The 18,240-nt window shown below is 66.1% G+C and carries 16 protein-coding genes; 14 read left to right on the forward strand and 2 right to left on the reverse strand.

Annotated features, from left to right (window positions below; genetic code table 11):
• Positions 1–43 precede the first annotated feature (43 nt).
• The 5 genes from JS533_RS03105 to JS533_RS03125 all read left to right on the forward strand — a co-directional run bounded on the left by JS533_RS03105 (position 44) and on the right by JS533_RS03125 (position 7,259).
• Positions 44–1,300 carry a PhoH family protein gene (locus tag JS533_RS03105; protein WP_241513070.1) on the forward strand — a complete coding sequence of 419 codons (1,257 nt, stop codon included), beginning with the start codon at positions 44–46 and terminating at the stop codon, positions 1,298–1,300.
• Positions 1,297–1,842, forward strand: coding sequence for an rRNA maturation RNase YbeY (gene ybeY, locus JS533_RS03110; RefSeq protein ID WP_241513071.1), 546 nt, complete (start codon positions 1,297–1,299; stop codon positions 1,840–1,842). The genes JS533_RS03105 and ybeY overlap by 4 nt, the downstream gene beginning before the upstream one ends.
• Before the next feature lie 84 nt (positions 1,843–1,926).
• The gene (locus JS533_RS03115; RefSeq protein WP_241513072.1) at positions 1,927–3,366 is read left to right on the forward strand and encodes a hemolysin family protein; all 1,440 of its coding nucleotides are present in this window, start codon (positions 1,927–1,929) and stop codon (positions 3,364–3,366) included.
• 1 nt (position 3,367) lies between these two features.
• Positions 3,368–4,354 carry a GTPase Era gene (gene era, locus JS533_RS03120; protein WP_241513073.1) on the forward strand — a complete coding sequence of 329 codons (987 nt, stop codon included), beginning with the start codon at positions 3,368–3,370 and terminating at the stop codon, positions 4,352–4,354.
• 58 nt (positions 4,355–4,412) lie between these two features.
• Positions 4,413–7,259: a beta-galactosidase gene (locus JS533_RS03125; protein ID WP_241513074.1), complete on the forward strand. Its 2,847-nt coding sequence runs from the start codon at positions 4,413–4,415 to the stop codon at positions 7,257–7,259.
• Positions 7,260–7,407: 148 nt separating this feature from the next.
• Here JS533_RS03125 and JS533_RS03130 read toward each other — a convergent pair whose 3' ends face one another.
• Positions 7,408–9,444, reverse strand: coding sequence for an AMP-dependent synthetase/ligase (locus tag JS533_RS03130; protein ID WP_241513075.1), 2,037 nt, complete (start codon positions 9,442–9,444; stop codon positions 7,408–7,410).
• A 262-nt stretch (positions 9,445–9,706) separates the two neighbouring features.
• Between JS533_RS03130 and JS533_RS03135 the strand changes: the two genes are divergently transcribed.
• Genes JS533_RS03135 through JS533_RS03145 form a run of 3 tightly spaced genes read left to right on the forward strand, consistent with a single transcriptional unit; the run spans position 9,707 to position 12,637 of the window.
• Positions 9,707–10,852: an NAD(P) transhydrogenase subunit alpha gene (locus JS533_RS03135; protein WP_241513076.1), complete on the forward strand. Its 1,146-nt coding sequence runs from the start codon at positions 9,707–9,709 to the stop codon at positions 10,850–10,852.
• Positions 10,853–10,870: 18 nt separating this feature from the next.
• On the forward strand, positions 10,871–11,185 hold the full coding sequence (locus tag JS533_RS03140) for an NAD(P) transhydrogenase subunit alpha part 2 (protein ID WP_241513077.1): 315 nt from the start codon (positions 10,871–10,873) through the stop codon (positions 11,183–11,185).
• A complete protein-coding gene (locus JS533_RS03145) occupies positions 11,186–12,637 on the forward strand; it encodes an NAD(P)(+) transhydrogenase (Re/Si-specific) subunit beta (RefSeq protein WP_241513078.1) in 1,452 nt (483 codons plus the stop codon).
• Between the two features lie 109 nt (positions 12,638–12,746).
• On the opposite strand, the gene JS533_RS03150 is transcribed toward JS533_RS03145, so the two are convergent.
• Positions 12,747–13,757, reverse strand: coding sequence for an alpha/beta hydrolase (locus JS533_RS03150; RefSeq protein ID WP_420838612.1), 1,011 nt, complete (start codon positions 13,755–13,757; stop codon positions 12,747–12,749).
• Between the two features lie 347 nt (positions 13,758–14,104).
• On the opposite strand from JS533_RS03150, the gene JS533_RS03155 reads away from it, so the two are divergent.
• The 6 genes from JS533_RS03155 to JS533_RS03180 all read left to right on the forward strand — a co-directional run bounded on the left by JS533_RS03155 (position 14,105) and on the right by JS533_RS03180 (position 18,168).
• A complete protein-coding gene (locus JS533_RS03155) occupies positions 14,105–14,731 on the forward strand; it encodes a 50S ribosomal protein L25/general stress protein Ctc (RefSeq protein WP_241513080.1) in 627 nt (208 codons plus the stop codon).
• A 316-nt stretch (positions 14,732–15,047) separates the two neighbouring features.
• Positions 15,048–16,175, forward strand: a complete 1,128-nt coding sequence (locus JS533_RS03160) for a branched-chain amino acid aminotransferase (RefSeq protein WP_033495462.1) — start codon at positions 15,048–15,050, stop codon at positions 16,173–16,175.
• Between the two features lie 236 nt (positions 16,176–16,411).
• Positions 16,412–16,570, forward strand: coding sequence for a hypothetical protein (locus JS533_RS03165; protein ID WP_241513081.1), 159 nt, complete (start codon positions 16,412–16,414; stop codon positions 16,568–16,570).
• Entirely contained in the window at positions 16,567–16,848 is a 282-nt protein-coding gene (locus JS533_RS03170; RefSeq protein WP_241513082.1) for a hypothetical protein, read from the forward strand. Before JS533_RS03165 ends, JS533_RS03170 begins: the two co-directional genes overlap by 4 nt.
• 109 nt (positions 16,849–16,957) lie before the next feature.
• Positions 16,958–17,806, forward strand: coding sequence for an aldo/keto reductase (locus JS533_RS03175; protein WP_241513083.1), 849 nt, complete (start codon positions 16,958–16,960; stop codon positions 17,804–17,806).
• A gap of 218 nt (positions 17,807–18,024) precedes the next feature.
• Positions 18,025–18,168: a hypothetical protein gene (locus JS533_RS03180; protein ID WP_241513084.1), complete on the forward strand. Its 144-nt coding sequence runs from the start codon at positions 18,025–18,027 to the stop codon at positions 18,166–18,168.
• Positions 18,169–18,240 lie beyond the last annotated feature (72 nt).

Below are 18,240 nucleotides of genomic sequence, written 5' to 3' on the forward strand. Positions count from 1 at the left end.
ACAGATACATACGAAACAACCAACGAGCACACAAGAGGTTTGTTTGGCGACCACAACGCGAACCATCACCATTCCATCCGAACTTGACCCGGTAGCCGTGCTGGGACCCGTCGACGAGGTCCTGCGGCAGGTCGAACGGGCGTTCCCGGATCTGACCATCATCGTACGCGGCGACCGCATCGCCATCATGTCGCGGTCCAAACAGTCCGAACCGCAGGCGGCGCAGGCCGAGGACGTTCTCCGTACCATCATCCGCGCCGCATACAGCGCGCCGATGGACGCCGACACCGTCCGCCGCCTGCTCGACCAGCAGGTATTGCCCAATCGCGTACGGCAGGACTTTCTCGAACACGGCCGGCAGCAGTACCAAGGCGGGACCCGCACGGCCGAAACGACGACGAGACGCGCCGACGAAGCCCGGGATGCGTCGCAGGAACGTCGCAGGCCGCATGTACCCGGCGTCATCACCTTCGCGTTGGGCCAGCCGGTCCGCCCCAAAACCGCCGGACAGATCGCCCTCGTCAACGCCATCGAATCGCACACCATCACGTTCGCCATCGGCCCGGCAGGCACCGGCAAGACGTATCTGGCCGTCGCCAAGGCAGTGCAGGCGTTCCAGGAGAAGCGCATCCGCCGCATCGTCCTGACGCGACCGGCCGTGGAGGCGGGGGAGAACCTCGGCTTCCTGCCCGGCACGCTCAACGAGAAGGTCGACCCGTATCTGCGGCCGCTCTACGACGCGCTGTCCGACATGCTCGGCGCCGACCAGCTTCGCCGCTACATGGACGACGGCACGATCGAGGTCGCGCCGCTCGCCTACATGCGCGGCCGCACGCTCAACGACGCGTTCGTGATCCTCGACGAGGCGCAGAACACCACCGAGCAGCAGATGAAGATGTTCCTCACCCGTCTCGGATTCAACACGACGATGGTCATCACCGGCGACATCACGCAGGTCGACCTGACCGTGCCGCGGTCGGGACTCGCGACCATCGAGCACATCCTCGGCGGCATCGACGACATCGCGTTCGCCCACCTCGAGGCCGGCGACGTCGTGCGGCACAAGCTCGTCGGACAGATCGTCGCCGCCTACGAGCGGCATTCGGCCATCGCCGGCGACCACAGCACCAAGGCGCGTCGCGAGCACGGCGAGATGAAGCAGTACGGCGCCTACGCCGCAGCCGCCGCCTACGAACGGGCGGGGCGCGCGGAACGCTCCGAACGCGAACGGGAGGAACGTGCCGGAGCGACGGCGACAACGACGGCAACGACTGCGGAACGGAAGGAGAATGCGCGATGAGCGTCGACGTGACCAACGAAACCCAGTGGACCATCGATCCGAAGGTGTTCTCCGACCTCGGCGTGTGGGTCATGGACCAGATGCGCGTGAGCACGCAGTCCGACCTGACCATCCTGTTCGTCGACCCCGAACCGATCGCCGAACTGCACGAACGCTGGATGAACCTCGAAGGGCCCACCGACGTGATGAGCTTCCCGATGGACGAGCTGCGCCCCGGCGACGGCAAGACCGTCATGGAAGGCGTGCTCGGCGACATCGTGATCTGCCCGTGGGTGGCCGCCCAGCAGGCCGCCGCCGCAGGCCACGGCACCCTCGAGGAGATGCTGCTGCTGACCATCCACGGCATCCTGCATCTGCTCGGCTACGACCACGTCGGCCCCGAACAGGAACGGCAGATGTTCGGCCTGCAGCGGCAGCTGCTGCTCACCTTCATCGCCGTACGCCACTCCGTCGGCGAACAGGTCGGCCTGCCCGCGGGCGCGACCGACGCGCTCGCCGCCTACGAGGCGGAGCACGGCACGAACCGCCAGCTGGGCCACTGACGGTCCGCGCGGGCCGTTCCACGGCCCGACGTCCATAACCCGCATACACACCATTACACACACCAACATCAGCAAAGGAACTCCATGCCATCGGACACGTCGGCCATAGCGCTGACCATCATCCTCGTTCTCGTCGCGGCCCTGCTCGTGTGGCTGTCGCTGACCCTGGCCGCCGCGGAAGGCGCCGTCTCCCGCGTGACGCGGGCCAGCCTCAACAACCTCATCCTCGAGGTGCAGACCGACTCGGAAACCTCCCAGTTCCTACGCATGAAGAAGATCGGCCGCATCCACAAGGTGCAGCATCTGATCGCCGACCGGTACGCCACGGCCGGATCCTGCGCGTTCTTCCGCATCGCATGCAACGTGCTTGACGGCGTGCTCGTCGCCTGCATCGCGGCGCTGTTCAACGCGCCGATGTGGCTCGAGGTGCTCGTGGGATTCGTGTTCGCGGTCGTCGTCGCCGTGGTCTCGATCCTCGTCCGCCCGCGTTCGGCCGGAGCGCTCAAGCCGGTCGACATCATGCTCGGCCGCGCCTCGCTGGTCTCCGTCGCCGTGGCGCTCACCCCGTTCGCCCGCATCGGCGGGCAGCGGGACCCGAAGAAGCGCGGCCGCGACGACTCCGACCTGTCCGACGACGAGGAGCTGGAGAAGATCCAGCTCGAGCAGGGCCGCGCCACGATCGACCGGCTCGTCGAGGCGAACGACTTCGACCCCGAGGTCTCGGAGATGCTGCGCAACGTGCTCACGCTGTCCGAAACGCTCACGCGCGAGATCATGGTGCCCCGCACCGACATGATCTGCATCGAGAAGACCGAGACGCTCGAAAGCATGCTCAAGCTGTGCTCGCGTTCAGGCTTCTCCCGCGTGCCGGTGATCGGCGAGGACGTGGACGACCTGATCGGCGTGGCCTACCTCAAGGACGCCGTGCGCGCCACCGCGTTCAACCAGGCGGCCCTCGGCCGTGAGGTCGGCTCGATCATCCGCCAGCCCATGCTCGTGCCCGAGTCGAAGCCCGTCGACGACCTGTTCCACGAAATGCAGCGCACGCGCCAGCACGTCGCCATCGTCGTCGACGAATACGGCGGCATCGCGGGCCTGGTGACCATCGAGGACGCGATCGAGCAGATCGTCGGCGAACTCGAGGACGAGCACGACCGCACGCAGCACGCCGAACCGGAGAAGATCGGCGAGAACAAGTGGAGCATGCCGGCGCGCACGCCGATCGCCGATCTCGAGGAGATCTTCGAGATCGACATCGACGAGGACGACGTGGACACGGTCTACGGCCTGCTCACCAAACTGATCGGCCGTGTGCCGATCGTCGGCGCGTCCGCCGTGACGCGCGGCCTGCGGCTGACCGCGGTCGACTCGGCCGGCCGGCGCAAGAAGGTGTCGACCATCGTCGTCGAACCCGCGCACGTCGAGGGCGTCGGGGAAGATGGCGATTCGACCGAAGACGATGAGGACGGCGGCAAAGCCGACGGCAAGGGCCGTACGGGCCGCGACGAGAGCGACAAGGAGTAGCATGAGCGAACATGAACAGCAGCAGGACGGACCGGTGCAGGGCGAACGGCCGTACCGCTCCGGATTCGTGGCGGTGGTGGGCCGCCCGAACGTGGGCAAGTCCACGCTGATCAACGCGTTGATCGGCAAGCAGATCGCCATCGCGTCATCCCGCCCGGAGACCACGCGCAAGGCGATCCGCGGCATCCTGACCACCGACAACGCGCAGCTCGTGCTCGTCGACACGCCGGGCATCCACCGTCCTCGCACGCTGCTCGGCCAGCGGCTCAACGACATCGTCGAGGAGTCCCTGTCCGACGTGGACGTGGTCGCCTTCCTGCTGCCCGCCGACCAGGAGATCGGTCCGGGCGACCGTCGCATCCTGAGCAGGCTCCGTGCCGACTTCGCGACCAAGCGCGACGACGGCACGTTCAAGTGGAAGGTGCCGATGATCGCGATCGTCACCAAGATCGACGAGCTCGACCGCGAGCGGCTCATCGCCAAGCTCATCGAGATCAACGAGTTCGCCGACTTCTCGGACATCGTGCCCGTCAGCGCCCTCGAGCACGACAATCTCGACGAGGTGAGGCACGTGCTCATCGACCACACGCCCGAAGGGCCGCAGATGTACCCGGACGACCAGATCAGCGAGGAAAGGCCCGAGGAGACCATCGCCGAGCTGATCCGCGGCGCGTTCCTGGAGACGCTGGACGACGAGCTGCCGCACTCTTTGGCCGTGGTGGTCGACTCCATCGACTATCCGCAGGACAACGAGACGGGCGAGGGCTACGACGGCAAGGCTCAGGTCAACGTGTCCATCTACGTGGAACGCGACTCGCAGAAGCCGATCATCATCGGCAAGGGCGCGTCGAACCTGACCTACGTCAAGAAGAAGCTGCGCACGCCCGTCAACCGCATCGTCGGATGCAAGGCGAAGCTCGACCTGCACGTCAAGGTCGCCAAGGGCTGGCAGTCCAACCCCAAGCAGCTGGAGAAACTGGGATTCTGATGATTCCGTCCCCATGAGAGGGCCGATGGCGGGGGACGGTGATGGTAACGTGAACATCATGACTGGTGGAAGCTCCGCAGACTCCGCGTTCGCCGCGGACAAGAACGGGAACGTTCGTTTCGATGACGACCGCCTGCTGATCGACGGCGTGCCCCGCGTGCTCATGTGCGCGTCGCTGTTCCCGTTCCGCGTGCCGCGCTCGCAATGGCGGCACCGATTGCAGGCCGTCAAACGGCTCGGCTATCACGCGATCGACGTGTACGTCCCGTGGAACTACCACGAGACCGCGCCCGGCACGTGGGACTTCACCGGCCAGCGCGACATCGACGCGTTCCTGCGTCTCGCCCATGAGACCGGACTGTACGCGATGGTGCGGCCGGGCCCGTACATCTGCTCCGAATGGGACGGCGGCGCGATTCCCGCATGGGTGGCGACGGACCCGAGCGTCGACGTCCGCCAGAACGATCCCGGCTTCCTCGATGCGGTGCGCGGCTGGTACGACCGGATCCTGCCGATCATCGCGCGCCGGCAATACGGGCAGGGCGGCCCGGTCATCATGGTGCAGGCCGACAACGAACTCGACTTCTTCTCCTGCCGCGACCCGCAGGGCTATATCGGCGCGCTGGTCGGCATGATGCGCAAGGCCGGCATCGGCGTGCCGATCGTCGCCTGCGCCGGCCAGGGCGACTACGAGCGCGCCGGCGCGGGGCCAAGCGGCGCGGCGCCGGCCGTCAACATCTACCAGGACGACGACGGCGTCGGCTGGGAACTGCAGACGCGCTACTACCGCAACGCCAGCCGCGGCTACGGCGCACCGCTGATCGTGACCGAGACGAACCGGCGCCACCGTACGCTGCGACGGCTCGTCGGCTCGGGCGCGCGCTTCGTCGGCCCGTTCCTGCAGGTGTCCGGCTGGGATTTCGACTACGGCACGTCGGTGAACAACTGGGGCCGTCTGGAAACGTTCATGACGCACGACTACGACTTCGGCGGCGTGATCGACCCCGCCGGGCACGAGCGGCCGGACGCCGCCGACGCCCGCCGCCTGTGCGCGATCATCGACGCGCTGGGCGAACGATTGGCCACGGCCGAGCCGGTCGACGACGATCCGATCGGCATGGACGCGTCCTCCGATGCAGGCGGCGGCGAAGACGGCCGTTCCGGCGGGGAGCGCGAATCCGGTGTGCGCAACGCGGACGGCAGCCTGCTTGACCCCGACGGTCAACGGATCGCGGTCGGCGAACTGGCGCTCGGCGGCGGTGGCCGTCTGGTCACAATCACGAACGTATCCGATGCGTCGGCGACGCTCACGCTGGCCGACGGCATGACGCTGTCGGTGCCGGCCGGAGCCGGACTGATGGCCGTGCGCGACCTGCCGCTGAACGGACGTCTCACGCTGGCCGCGACCGACGGCGAGCTCGTTCGTCTGGACGAACACCGGGCAACGCTGTCCGCTCCGACCATGATCCCCGGCACCGTGCATGCCGTGCTCCGTATCGGAGCGACGAACGGGGCCGAAGCGGCCGTATCGTGCCGGACATCCGGCGATGTCGTCGCCGACATGCTGAACGGTCGGGTAGACATCACCGGCACCGAAGGCGAGGTGCGACTGGTCCGCGCCGACGGCACGGAATACGATGTCGTCGTCACGCAGCCGGAACGCGCCGTCCCCGACACGGCCACATCATCCGGCGGCGACGAGTCCGCATCCCGCGGATCCGGTTCGTGCGGGACCGTGGCGCTCACCGACGTCGAGACCGGCATCGCTCAGCCGGAATGGGTCGTCGCGTGCGACGGCTCCGACGAGCCGCGATCATTGGAATCGATCGGCGTGTATCGGGGCACGGCCCGGTACCGGGCGGCGACCGGCGGCGAAACGGCGTTGGGCGTGGTATTGCGCAACGCGGCCGATATCGTCGACGTCACGTACGGCACGGCTCGCACCGACCGGCTCGCCACCGGACAATCCGCCACGTGGATCCGCTTCCCCGAACCCGCGTCGGGCGACGAGATCACGGTGCATACGGGCATCTGGGGCCACTGCAACTTCGACGACAGCCGGCTCGACGCGCTCCGCCTGTCCGCCGGGCGTGGCATGGACGGGCTGCTGCTGGTGCAACGGGAAATCGACTGCGGCGACGGATGGATCATCTCCGACGGAAGGACGGACGCGAATGACGGCCCCGTCCGGTTCGGACCGGCCGTCGGCCGGCGTCCCGGTCCGCGCTCATCGTTCGCGAGCCGTTCGACCACCGTATGGCCGAACCGGCTGACCTATACGACGGCATTGCATGTCGGCTCCGTTGATGCGGCAATGCGGTTCGACGGCATCCGATGCCGGTGCGATGTGCTGGTCGACGGCCGTTCGGCCGGTTCGGCGACGCCGTGGCAGCCTACGGTATGGTTGGGGCCGATCCGGAACGGCAGCGTACTGTCGGTGGTCGTGTGGAAGACGTGGGGCGAAGACGCCGGGCGGCCGATGCTGCTCGTCGGACGCAACGTGCACGGATGGACCGTTGCATCGTGGGATTATGACCAGCTCGAACAAGCCGACCGACAATGCCGGTACACGACCTCCACGCTGCCGATCAACGTGCCCGACGGCGGGGGAGTGTGGGTTCGCGTGGCGTCCGATCGTCTGAAGGCCGCTTGCGACGGCATGAACACCGTCGTTCGGTTCCGTGGATCCCATCTGCAGCTCACGGCCGTCACGGACCGATACCGACTCGGGCGCGTGGTGCTCGGCGGACTGCCCGGCACCGGTTTCGCCGGCGGACACGGCGACTATCTGCTCGTGCCCGAAGACGCCGGTGACCTGCGCGTCTACTGCGAGGCCACCGCGGCGTCGGGAGGCCGACTCGACGGCGTCACGCTCGGAGGTCCGATCGACCTTCGGCGCCGCTGACGGCATGCCCGGGCGTACATGACCGGACGAGCATGGTCATCCGGTCGACGGCGAATCGGCAAGGATATGAAAAACGGCGGGAATCCATACTCGGATTCCCGCCGTTCGGCCATCCATGCTCAATGGACAATGATGCAACGAGTCGCGACTACTTCTTCTTCGTGTACATCTGCGTGTTGAGCAGGGTGGCGTAGCGCTTGATGACCTTGGGACGGATCACCTTGAGGGAGGCGGTCATCAGACCGTTCTCCTGCGTGAACTCCTCGGGCAGGATGATGAACTTGCGCACGGATTCGGCGCGGGAGACGCCCTCGTTGGCCTGATCGACCCACTTCTGCACCTCGGCGCGGACCGCGGCGTTGGTGGCGGCCTGTTCGAGCGGCATGTCGCGGTCGAGTCCCTTCGCCTCCAGCCACGGGCGCAGCGTCTCCTCGTCCAGCGTGATAAGCGCCGAGATGAACGGACGCTTGTCGCCGAGCACCAGGGCCTGCGAGACGATCTCGCAGCGCTGGATGACCTCCTCGATCGGACCGGGGGCCACGTTCTTGCCGCCGGCGGTGATGATGAGGTCCTTCTTGCGTCCGGTGATGTACAGGAACCCGTCGTCGTCCAGACGCCCCAGATCGCCGGTCGCATGCCAGCCGTCCGGCGTGAACGCGCCTTCGGTCGCCTCGTCGTTCTTGTGGTAGCGGTGGAAGACGACCGGACCGCCGACCTGGATCTCGCCGTCCTCGGCGATGCGGATCTTGAAGCTCGGGAACGGCACGCCGACCGAACCCTCATGGAACGGCACGCCGAGCGGGTTGAACGCGCACGGCGCGGTCGTCTCCGTCAGGCCGTAGCCCTCGTAGACCGGGATGTTCGCGCCGCGGAAGAAGTTCATGAGCTCCGGGTCGAGCGGGGCGCCGCCCGAGACGATCCACTTGGCGCGGCCGCCGAGCGCCTCGCGCAGCGACTGGTAGACGACCGGGTCGAACGAGGCGCGGCGCATGGCGGTGAGCGTCTTGGCCTTGCCGAACTCGCTGACCTCCTTCATGTACTGCTGCGCGGCGGTGACGGCCGCGGCGAACACGACGCCCTTCGCGCCGTGGCCGGCCTTCTGCGAGGCGGCGTTGTACACCTTTTCAAGCACGCGCGGCACCACGATCATCACGGTCGGGCGCGCCACCTGCAGGTCGGCGAGCAGCGTCTTGATGCCGGTGGCGATGTACACGCGCATGTTGGACGCGACGACGATGTAGTTGATCGCGCGTGCGAACGTGTGCGCCTGCGGCAGGAACAGCAGGATCGAGCCGGACTTGTCGTGCTGGAGCAGGTCGGGCATGTAGTCGCGCAGGTTGAACGCGTCCGTGCAGTAGTTCTCGTGCGTCATCTCGACGCCCTTCGGCGCGGACGTGGAGCCGGACGTGTAGATGATCGAGCACAGATCGGTCTTCTTGAGCGAGGCGATGCGCGCGTCGAGCTCCTCGTCGCTGACCGAGGCGCCGTACGCGGCGATCTCGTCCAGGCCACCCGTCTCGATGCAGATGATGTGTTCGAGCGACGGGCATTCCTCGATCGCGCCGTCCGCCTTGTCCCGCATGGCGGTGTCCTGCACGATGAGCAGGCGCGCGTCGGAGTTGTTGACGATGTTGCGGATCTGTTCGGCCGAGTCGGTGTCGTAGATCGAGGCGAGCACGCCGCCGCACGCCATGATCGCCGCGTCGGCCAGATCCCATTCGTACGACGTGCGGCACATGAACGCGACCGCGTCGCCCTTCTTCAGGCCGTAGTGGATGAAGCCCTTGGCGACCTTGCGCACCTCGGCGAGAAACTCGTTGGCCGTCTTGGTGACCCACTCGCCGTTCTCCTTATAGGTGTAGAGCGGCTCGTCGCCCATGCGGCGGGCGCGGTCCTCGTAGACGCTGTAGATCGTCGTATGCTCGTCCAGCGGCGGGTTGCCGTCGGTTTCGGCCGTCAGCAGGCCGGTGGCGGGATCGATGAACGTCGTGGTCGGATATCCCGGTCCCCATTCGTCCGTATGCGGCAGGTCGCGGGCCTCGGCGTCGGCGACCTCGTCGGGGGAGACGTAGTCCGGGGCGTCGGACGAGTCGTCGCTGACGGGATGCACGAAGTCACCCCCCAGTCGCAACGCCTTCTGCACAAGGCCGGCGGCCTGCTTGTTCAATGCGGTGATGACGGACACGAAAATCTCCTTGACGTTCTGCGAACCACGCTGCCTGAAGCAGCCGATGGTCTTCTCAAGTGTTGAATAGTAATCGTTCTTCCCGAGTCCGTCACCTTACGGTAGCGTAGGAATACACGCCGCGCGGCGGGGAACTCGCACCGCACACGTTTGCAGAAAAACCATTCGTCCAGTGGAATCCGACGTGCCGAGATTCGCGACGTCCGATACACTGGGGCAGCGGAGCAAGGAATGCTTCGACATTAGGAAAGAAAGGGCTCTCATGGCTGAAACCCAGGAAGCCACCGTGAAGTTCGGTGTCCTCAACGAGACATCGTCCGACGAATCCCGTGTTGCACTGACGCCGGACATCGTCACGCGGTTGCGCAAGGCGGGAATAACCTGCCTGATCGAAAGCGGCGCAGGCATCGCCGCCCATTACACGGATGATGATTACGCCAAGGCGGGCGCGCAGGTGCTGTCCGCCGACGAGGTGGTCGCCAAGGCCGACGCGCTCGGATTCGTGGACCGCCCGTCCGCTTCGCTGGTCGCGACGATCAAGCCCGGCACGTGGGTGATCGGCATGCTCGGCTCGTTCACCGACGCCGACTACGTCGCCGCGCTCGAGAAGGCCGGCATCGTCGGCATCGGCATCGAAAAGCTGCCGCGACAGCTCAGCTCCGCGCAGTCCATGGACGAGATGACCTCGCAGAACTCGGTGATGGGCTACAAGGCCGCGCTCGTGGCGGCCAACGCGTACGGATCGTTCTTTCCGATGATGACCACGGCCGCCGGCACCATCCGCCCGGCCAAGGTGCTCATCCTCGGCGCCGGCATCGCCGGCCTGCAGGCCATCGGCACGGCCCGCCGACTCGGCGCGGTCGTCACCGCGTACGACGTGCGCCCCGCCTCGCGCGGCGAGGTCGAATCCCTCGGCGCGAAGTTCCTCGACCTCGGCCTCGACTTCTCCGCCGGGCAGGGCGAAGGCGGCTACGCGCGCGCCCTCACCCCCGAGGAGCAGGCCGCCCAGCAGGCCGCCGTCGACGAGAAGGCCGCCGGCTTCGACGTCATCATCACCACAGCGAAGGTCCCCGGCCGCAAGCCGCCGGTGCTGCTCACCAAGGCCGGCGTGGACGGCCTGAAGCGCGGCGCGGTGATCGTCGACTGCGCGGCCAGCGAGCTCGGCGGCAACGTCGAGGGCTCCGTGGTCGGCACGACGGTGACCGACGGCGGCGTGACCGTCATCGGCGCGCCGTATCTGGCCAGCGAGGTCTCCAACACGGCATCCAACCTGCTCGCCCGCAACGTCGCCGACGTGCTCGCGCATTTCGTGCGCGACGGCAGGCTGTCCATCGATCTGAACGAGGAACTCGACGACGCGCTCGTCGTGGCCGGCCGTCCGGCCGCGGCCGCGCCGGCCGAGGCATAGGCAAGAAAGGGGAACATCATGGATATCGTCGTCGCGATCACCCTGTTCGTCCTGGCGCTGCTCATCGGCGTCGAAGTCATCGGCAAGGTGCCCGCCACCCTGCACACGCCGCTCATGTCCGGCGCGAACTCCATCCATGGCATCGTCATCGTCGGCGTGGTCATCGTCGCCGCGCACGCCACCAGCCCGCTCGCCTGGGTGTTCATCTTCCTGGCCGCCGTGCTGGGCACGATGAACGTCGTCGGCGGCTACGTGGTCACCGACCGCATGCTCGAGATGTTCAAGTCCGACAAGGCGAAGAAGAATTCCGAGAAGAACGAGGAGGCCAAGTAAATGGGTACGCTGGCTGAAACGCTGGGCACGCCGCTTGGCGTCGTCGAATGGTTCGTCTACCTGCTGGCCGCCGTCATGTTCGTGATCGGCCTGCACCTGATGAACTCGCCCAAGACCGCCCGCCGCGGCAACATGATCTCCGCCGCCGGCATGATCATGGCCTGCGTCATGGCGTTCATCGTGCTGTTCGTCGGCGAGATCGGCAACGGCTTCCAGCACGGCGTCGCCGTGGCGCTGCTCATCGCCGGCATCGCGATCGGCGCGATCGTGGGCGTGTGGAGCGCCAAGAAGGTCAAGATGACCGATATGCCGCAGCTCGTCTCCGTGTTCAACACGGTCGGCGGCGGCGCGGCCGCGCTCGTCGCGCTCAACGACATCCTCAACTCCGAGGAGGCGTCCGGCCCCGGCATCGTGGTGCTCATCACCGCCGGACTCGGCATCATGATCGGCTCGGTCACGTTCACCGGATCGCTCGTCGCCGCCGGCAAGCTGCAGGGCGTCAAGTTCCTGCGCAAGCTCACCCTGCCGGCCAAGGGCGTATGGAACATCGCGTTCATCGTGCTCACCGTGATCGCGTTCGTCATGCTGTGCGTGCAGCCGTCCAACGCGGTGCTCTGGTGCATCCTGACCACCGTGTTCGCGCTGTGCTACGGTCTCGTGTTCGTCATCCCGATCGGCGGCGCCGACATGCCCGTCGTCATCTCCGTGCTCAACGCGTGCACCGGCACCGCCGTCGCCATGAGCGGTCTGGCGATCAACAACATCGCGCTGATCGTCGCGGGCGCGCTCGTCGGCGCGGCCGGCGTGACCCTGTCTCTCGCCATGAGCAAGGCCATGAACCGTCCGCTCATGAGCGTGCTCGCCGGCGGATTCGGCGGCGGCTCCGACGCGGCCGGCGCGGGCGAAGGCCCCGAAGGCACCATGAAGGAGACCACCGCGGACGACGTGGCCGTGCAGCTCGTCTACGCCGACAAGGTCATCTTCGTGCCCGGCTTCGGTCTCGCCCAGGCGCAGGCTCAGCGCGAGCTCGCCGATCTGGGCGAACTGCTCAAGGGCCACGGCGTCGAGGTCGAATACGCGATCCACCCGGTCGCCGGCCGTATGCCGGGCCACATGAACGTGCTGCTCGCCGAGGCGAACGTGCCGTACGAGGAGCTCGTCGATCTCGACGACATCAACCCGCAGTTCCCGTCCGCGAACGTCGCGCTCGTCGTCGGCGCGAACGACGTGACCAACCCGGCCGCACGCCGTCCCGGCACGCCGGTCTCCGGCATGCCGATCCTCGACGTCGACAAGGCGCAGAACGTGGTCGTCATGAAGCGCGGCCGCGGCAAGGGATACGCCGGCATCGAGAACGAGCTGTACTTCAAGGACAACACGCAGATGCTGTTCGGCGACGCGAAGGCCGGCCTGCAGGCCGTCATCGCCGCGGTGAAGGAGCTCATCGCGTAGCCCGATCGGCGGATGCGTCCACGGAAAACGACGGTGGCTCCCCTCGGGATGCGAGGGGAGCCACCGTTTTGTTATGGGTTTTGTTATGGGCGTGACGTCACACGGGACGTCACAGATGGAACGCCTGCGTGACGAAGCGGTTCACCTTGCGCCAGTACAGATCCGGCGCGGTGCTCGCGCTCATGGTGTGGGTCGCGCCCGGCACGAGCAGCCGTTCGCGGTGGATGCTCGCGCAGGCGGCATAGTTGGCGTTGAGCGCGGCGGGGGAGACGAAAACGTCCGCGCCGCCGTGGATGAACAGCATCGGGATCGTCGCGTGCCTCAGCGCGCGCGTGCACGACGCGTCCTCGAACCGGTATCCGGCGGACCTCGCACAGACGCGGCTCGCGGCGCGGACCATCAGCGCGGCGAGCGGACGCGGCAGACGGAACATCGTCATCGCCGTATCGATGAACTGCCGCATCGTCGACGAATAGCCGCAGTCGCACACCGCCGCGGTCACGTTGCGCGGCAGACGCGCGTCCCCCGCCGTCATCATCACCGTCGCCGCGCCCATCGAATTGCCGTGCAGCAGTATGCGCGCATCCCCGTCCGACTCGACGATCAGCGCGATCCAACGCAGCAGGTCGGCGTGCTCCAGCCATCCCATGCCGATGTAACGGCCCTCGCTCAGCTCGTGCGCGCGCAACGCGGGCACCAGCACCGTGAAACCGAGACGGGCGTAATGATGCGCCCACTTCGCCATCTCGCGCGGCTCTCCGGTGTAGCCGTGGCAGCAGATCGCGTACAGATGCGGCCGCGGGGCGGCGCAGTCCGGATCCAGCAGCCAGCCATGCAGCCTCAGACCGTCGTCGCTGGTGATCGTGACCGGCTGCTTCGCCGCATCGAACCATGCCTCGGACTCGGCGATGTCGTCCGCGTCGCGGATCGGCGACTGTACGGCGTCGGGCTGCGGCGGCCGATTCGGGATCGACCACGGCGTCTTCGTGTCCAGCGCGAACCGGAACAGGACATGCGCGGCGCCGATCACCGATCCGACGGCGACGCCGGCCGCCGCGGCGACTATGTCTCCCGCGATCAACGTATTCCTGGTCGTTTGCTTCCTGGTCGTTCGCCTCATCGCATCCTCGATTCCGGGCCAAAGGTCGCCTCTCATCCCCGCGTGGCGGAAATCGCTCACTGACGCATCGTCAGTGAGCGATTTCCGCCACGCGGTCCGTGGTCGGCGGTTTTCTCTCGCTGAGTGTCCGTCAGCGAGAGAAAACCGCCACGGGCACCATCTCCATTGTATGTCCGGCACGTGTGTATACTGGGTTGCTGTTGCTTTGGCGAGGGAAGACGCCGTCTATGGACGGTCGCATCTTCCGTAATCGACTCGGCGTATGGCTCACCTCCTTGGTGCGTTCTGCGGCGCGTCGTGGCGTCAAACAGACAGAACGACAAGTAACACAACCAAGGAGACCAATCATGGCTACCACCATCAAGCTCGAGGGCGAAGTCCGCGACGAGTTCGGCAAGGGCGCTGCCCGCCGTATGCGCGTCGCCAAGCAGATCCCGGCCACCATCTACGCCGGCGGCGAGACCCCGGTGTTCGTCAAGCTCCCGATGAAGGAGACCACCCTGTCCCTGCGCCACACCAACGCGCTGTTCTCCATCGCGTTCGGTGGCGAGACCAAGCTGGCCGTCGTCAAGGACGTGCAGCGCAACCCCGTCAAGCGCATCGTCGAGCACATCGACTTCTACGAGGTCAAGGCCGGCGAGAAGATCGACGTCGAGGTGCCGGTGTTCGTCGAGGGCACCCCGAAGGGCGTCGCCGTCGCGTTCGTCGACGTGCAGGAGCTCAAGGTCCGCGCCGATGTCGCCAACCTGCCGGAGAAGATCGTCGTGAACGTGGACGGTCTGACCGACGGCACCAAGGTCCTGCTCAAGGACGTCGTCCTGCCGGAGGGCGTCGAGCTCGACATGGATGACCTCGAGGAGTCCGTCGTCACCGTCGAGGTGCCGGAGGACGCCACCGAGTCCACCGCCGCCCCGGAGGCTGCCGCCGATGCCGCCTCGGCTGACGCCGCCGCTCCGGCCGCCGACGCCAAGTGATCCTTCCGGCCACCGTCTTCGCGATCGACCGATGGCGCTGAACGGACCGGCTGAATAGACTATGGGAAAAGTCCGTACAGGCGAACTTGTACGGGCTTTTTCCATATTCGGACGCATCCCGCGCCCGCCCCTTCGCCTCCGTTCAGACCCGATTCATAATGTGAAACTCTCGCACACGCCGGAGCCGGTGTGTGAGAAAGTAATCACCAGAAGCCGGCGCCACAAGCGCCGACTGCACCTATCAGCACATGCCGGCCGCGGTTCACGCAGCACAACGACGACTACGGCGGGCATCTGTCACAAAAAGAAGCTAGCAATGACTGAACAATCACATCACGATCCCGCGGCGCTCGACAAGCTCACCGAGCCGTTCACCGTCCTGCCGAACGACAACCCGGCCTCCGACGCGAAGCGCAATGAGCTCATCGACAAGCCGGCCTTCGGCCAGGTGTTCTCCGACAACATGGCCCACATGACCTGGACCAAGGGCGAAGGCTGGGGCGACCGCCGCATCGAGCCGTACGCGCCGCTGAAGATGGACCCGGGCGCATCCGTGCTGCACTATGCGCAGGAGTGCTTCGAGGGTCTCAAGGCCTACCGTCACGCCGACGGCTCCACGTGGCTGTTCCGCCCGGATGCGAACGCCGAGCGTTTCCAGAACTCCGCCAAGCGCCTCTACCTGCCGGAGCTGCCGATCGACGACTTCATCGGCTCCGTGGCCGCGCTGGTCAAGCGTGACGTGAACTGGGTGCCGTCCCGTCGCGAGTACACGCTGTACATGCGTCCGTTCATGTTCGCTTCCGAGCCGTTCCTCGGCGTGCGCGCACCGCAGGAGGTCGACTACTGCGTGATCGCCTCCCCGTCCGGCCCGTACTTCCCGGGCGGCGTCAAGCCCGTGAGCATCTGGGTCGAGGACAAGTGGTTCCGCACCGGCCCCGGCGGCACCGGCTTCGCCAAGTGCGGCGGCAACTATGCCGCCTCCCTGCTCGGCGAATACACGGGCATCGCCAACGGCTGCGAGCAGGTGTGCTTCGTGGACGCGGCCACCAAGACCTACCTTGAGGAGCTCGGCGGCATGAACATGATGGTCGTGCACAAGGACGGCCACGTCGAGACCCCGTCGCTGACCGGCAACATCCTGCCGGGCGTCACCCGCCGCTCGCTGATCCAGCTGCTGCAGGACGACGGCCACGACGTCGTCGAGACGATGATCGCGCTCGACCAGCTGCTCGAGGACATCAAGTCCGGCGAGGTCACCGAGGTGTTCGCCTGCGGCACCGCCGCCATCATCACCCCGATCGGCCGCTTCAAGTCCGAGAAGTTCGACGTGACCGTCGCCGACGGCGGCTCCGGCGAACTGACCGTGGCGCTGCGCAACCAGCTGCTCGGCATCCAGCTCGGCGAGATCGAGGATCCGCACAACTGGATGTGGAAGGTGTGTTGATAGCCGTTCCCATCGGCGATTGACGGGGCCCTTGCGAATAGCGATATCCGCAAGGGCCCCGTTGCGTTGCCGTTCGTCTTTGCCGAATCGGCACACGTCTTTCAGCGTTTTCCTCCGTGATCGCACGCTGTCTTGACGATTTCCCTGCCAGAATCGGGAACTGCCGGCAACGGCAACCGATCGGAAGCCAAACGATACCGATCGTGCATCGAACGAATCCCGACAAGGAGCGAATCATGGATACCGTATCTGACGACATGACGCGTCTGGACTTCGCCGAAACGTGGCTGTTGGCGGAACGTCCGTCCTCGAACGGCGCGTACGAGCCGTGGCGCGACGAGCGGTCCGGCGCGCGGATCGGCCACGATCGGAACTACGATCGGAGGCGCGCATGATCTGGAAACTATTCAGCCTGTTCGGCTGGCGGCGCGGCTCGTACGGTCCGCGCAGACGCGAGTTCTCCGACGGCTTTGGCGTGCCCGGTCGCTTTCCGAACGATCGTCCGTATGGCGGACGGTATGATCACGTACGGTACGATCGTCCGCAGGACGATCCCGAACGTCGCATGTTCGCCGACGGTTCGGATCCTCACCGCAGCTGGGCGATGCGCGACGGCCGCATGGCGGCCGGGCCGCATGATCCGCATGGGTCGCCCGGTCCGCGGCAACTATGATGGAAACCGTTATCCGGGCGGCGAACCGCAATTTGCGGATAACGTCGTAAGCTCCGTGTGACTTGCGGCATATGCGACATATGAATAATGACGGAAAGGGAGCATCCTCATGTTTGAACCACCGATCACTCCGATGCGCAAGGCCAACGACGGTCTCGAACTGCCGGCCACCGGCTTCGGCACCTACAAGGTCAACGGACTGGCCGGAGTGGACGCCGTCACATCCGCCATCCATCAGGGATACCGGCTCATCGACTCCGCCTTCAACTACGAGAACGAGGGCGTGGTGGGGCGCGCCATCCGCGAATCCGGGGTGCCGCGCGACGAGATCATCGTCACCTCGAAACTGCCCGGCCGCCACCATCGGCATGACGAGGCACTGCTTACTATCGAGGAGAGCATCTGCCGCATGGGCCTGGACTACATCGACCTCTACCTGATCCACTGGCCGAACCCAAGCCAAGGGCAGTACGTCGAAGCATGGGAGGCGCTGGTCGAAGCCCGCTCGCGCGGACTGGTCAGGCATATCGGCGTCAGCAACTTCCTGCCCGGCCATATCGACCTGCTGATCCGAGACACGGGCGTGACCCCGGCCGTCAACCAGATCGAACTGCATCCGTACTTCCAGCAGAAGGCGCAGCGCGCCTATGACGACGCCCACGGCATCATCACCGAGGCGTGGAGCCCGCTCGGCCGCGCCAACCAGATGCTGCGCGATCCGGACCTCAGGCGCATCGCCGCCAAACACGGCATCTCCGTGGTACAGACGATCCTGCGCTGGCATCTCCAGATCGGCGACGTGGCCATCCCGAAATCCCTGAATCCGGAACGTCAGCGTCAGAACCTCGACCTGACCGCCTTCGAACTCGACGATCAGGACATGGCCGACATCGCCGCATTGGACAACCCCGAGGGCTATACCTTCGCGCAGAATCCCCACTGGCACGAGGAGGCGTGAGAGCGGCGGCATTCGTATCGTCGTTGTCTTTTTGCGAACCCTTTCGCGCCTGTCTCAAGGTGTACAGAAAACGGTCTGATCCGTGTGCCGGGCTGCCTTTGCCAAACCGGCACGCGCCTTCCAACGTTTTCCGGTGTGATCGCATATTGCCATGATAGTTCCCCTGCCAGAATCGGGATTGTCGGCAACGGCAATAACACGGACCTAAGGAGCGAATCATGGATCTTCCGCACGATGACATGATGTATGCGAATTTCGCCGAGTCATGGCTGCTGGCACCCCATCCGTCCCCGAACGGCGCATATGAGCCGTGGCGGGATGGCTTGCGCGGCGCCCGGCCCGATGGCGGAATCCGCGCATGAATGACGTGAGAGCAGTTTGATGTACTCCGTAACGCTCGGTGGCGAGGCAGTTTGACGATCGAGAGGCTGATT

Source organism: Bifidobacterium amazonense, from assembly GCF_018555435.2.
Classification (GTDB): Bacteria; Actinomycetota; Actinomycetes; order Actinomycetales; family Bifidobacteriaceae; genus Bifidobacterium; species Bifidobacterium amazonense.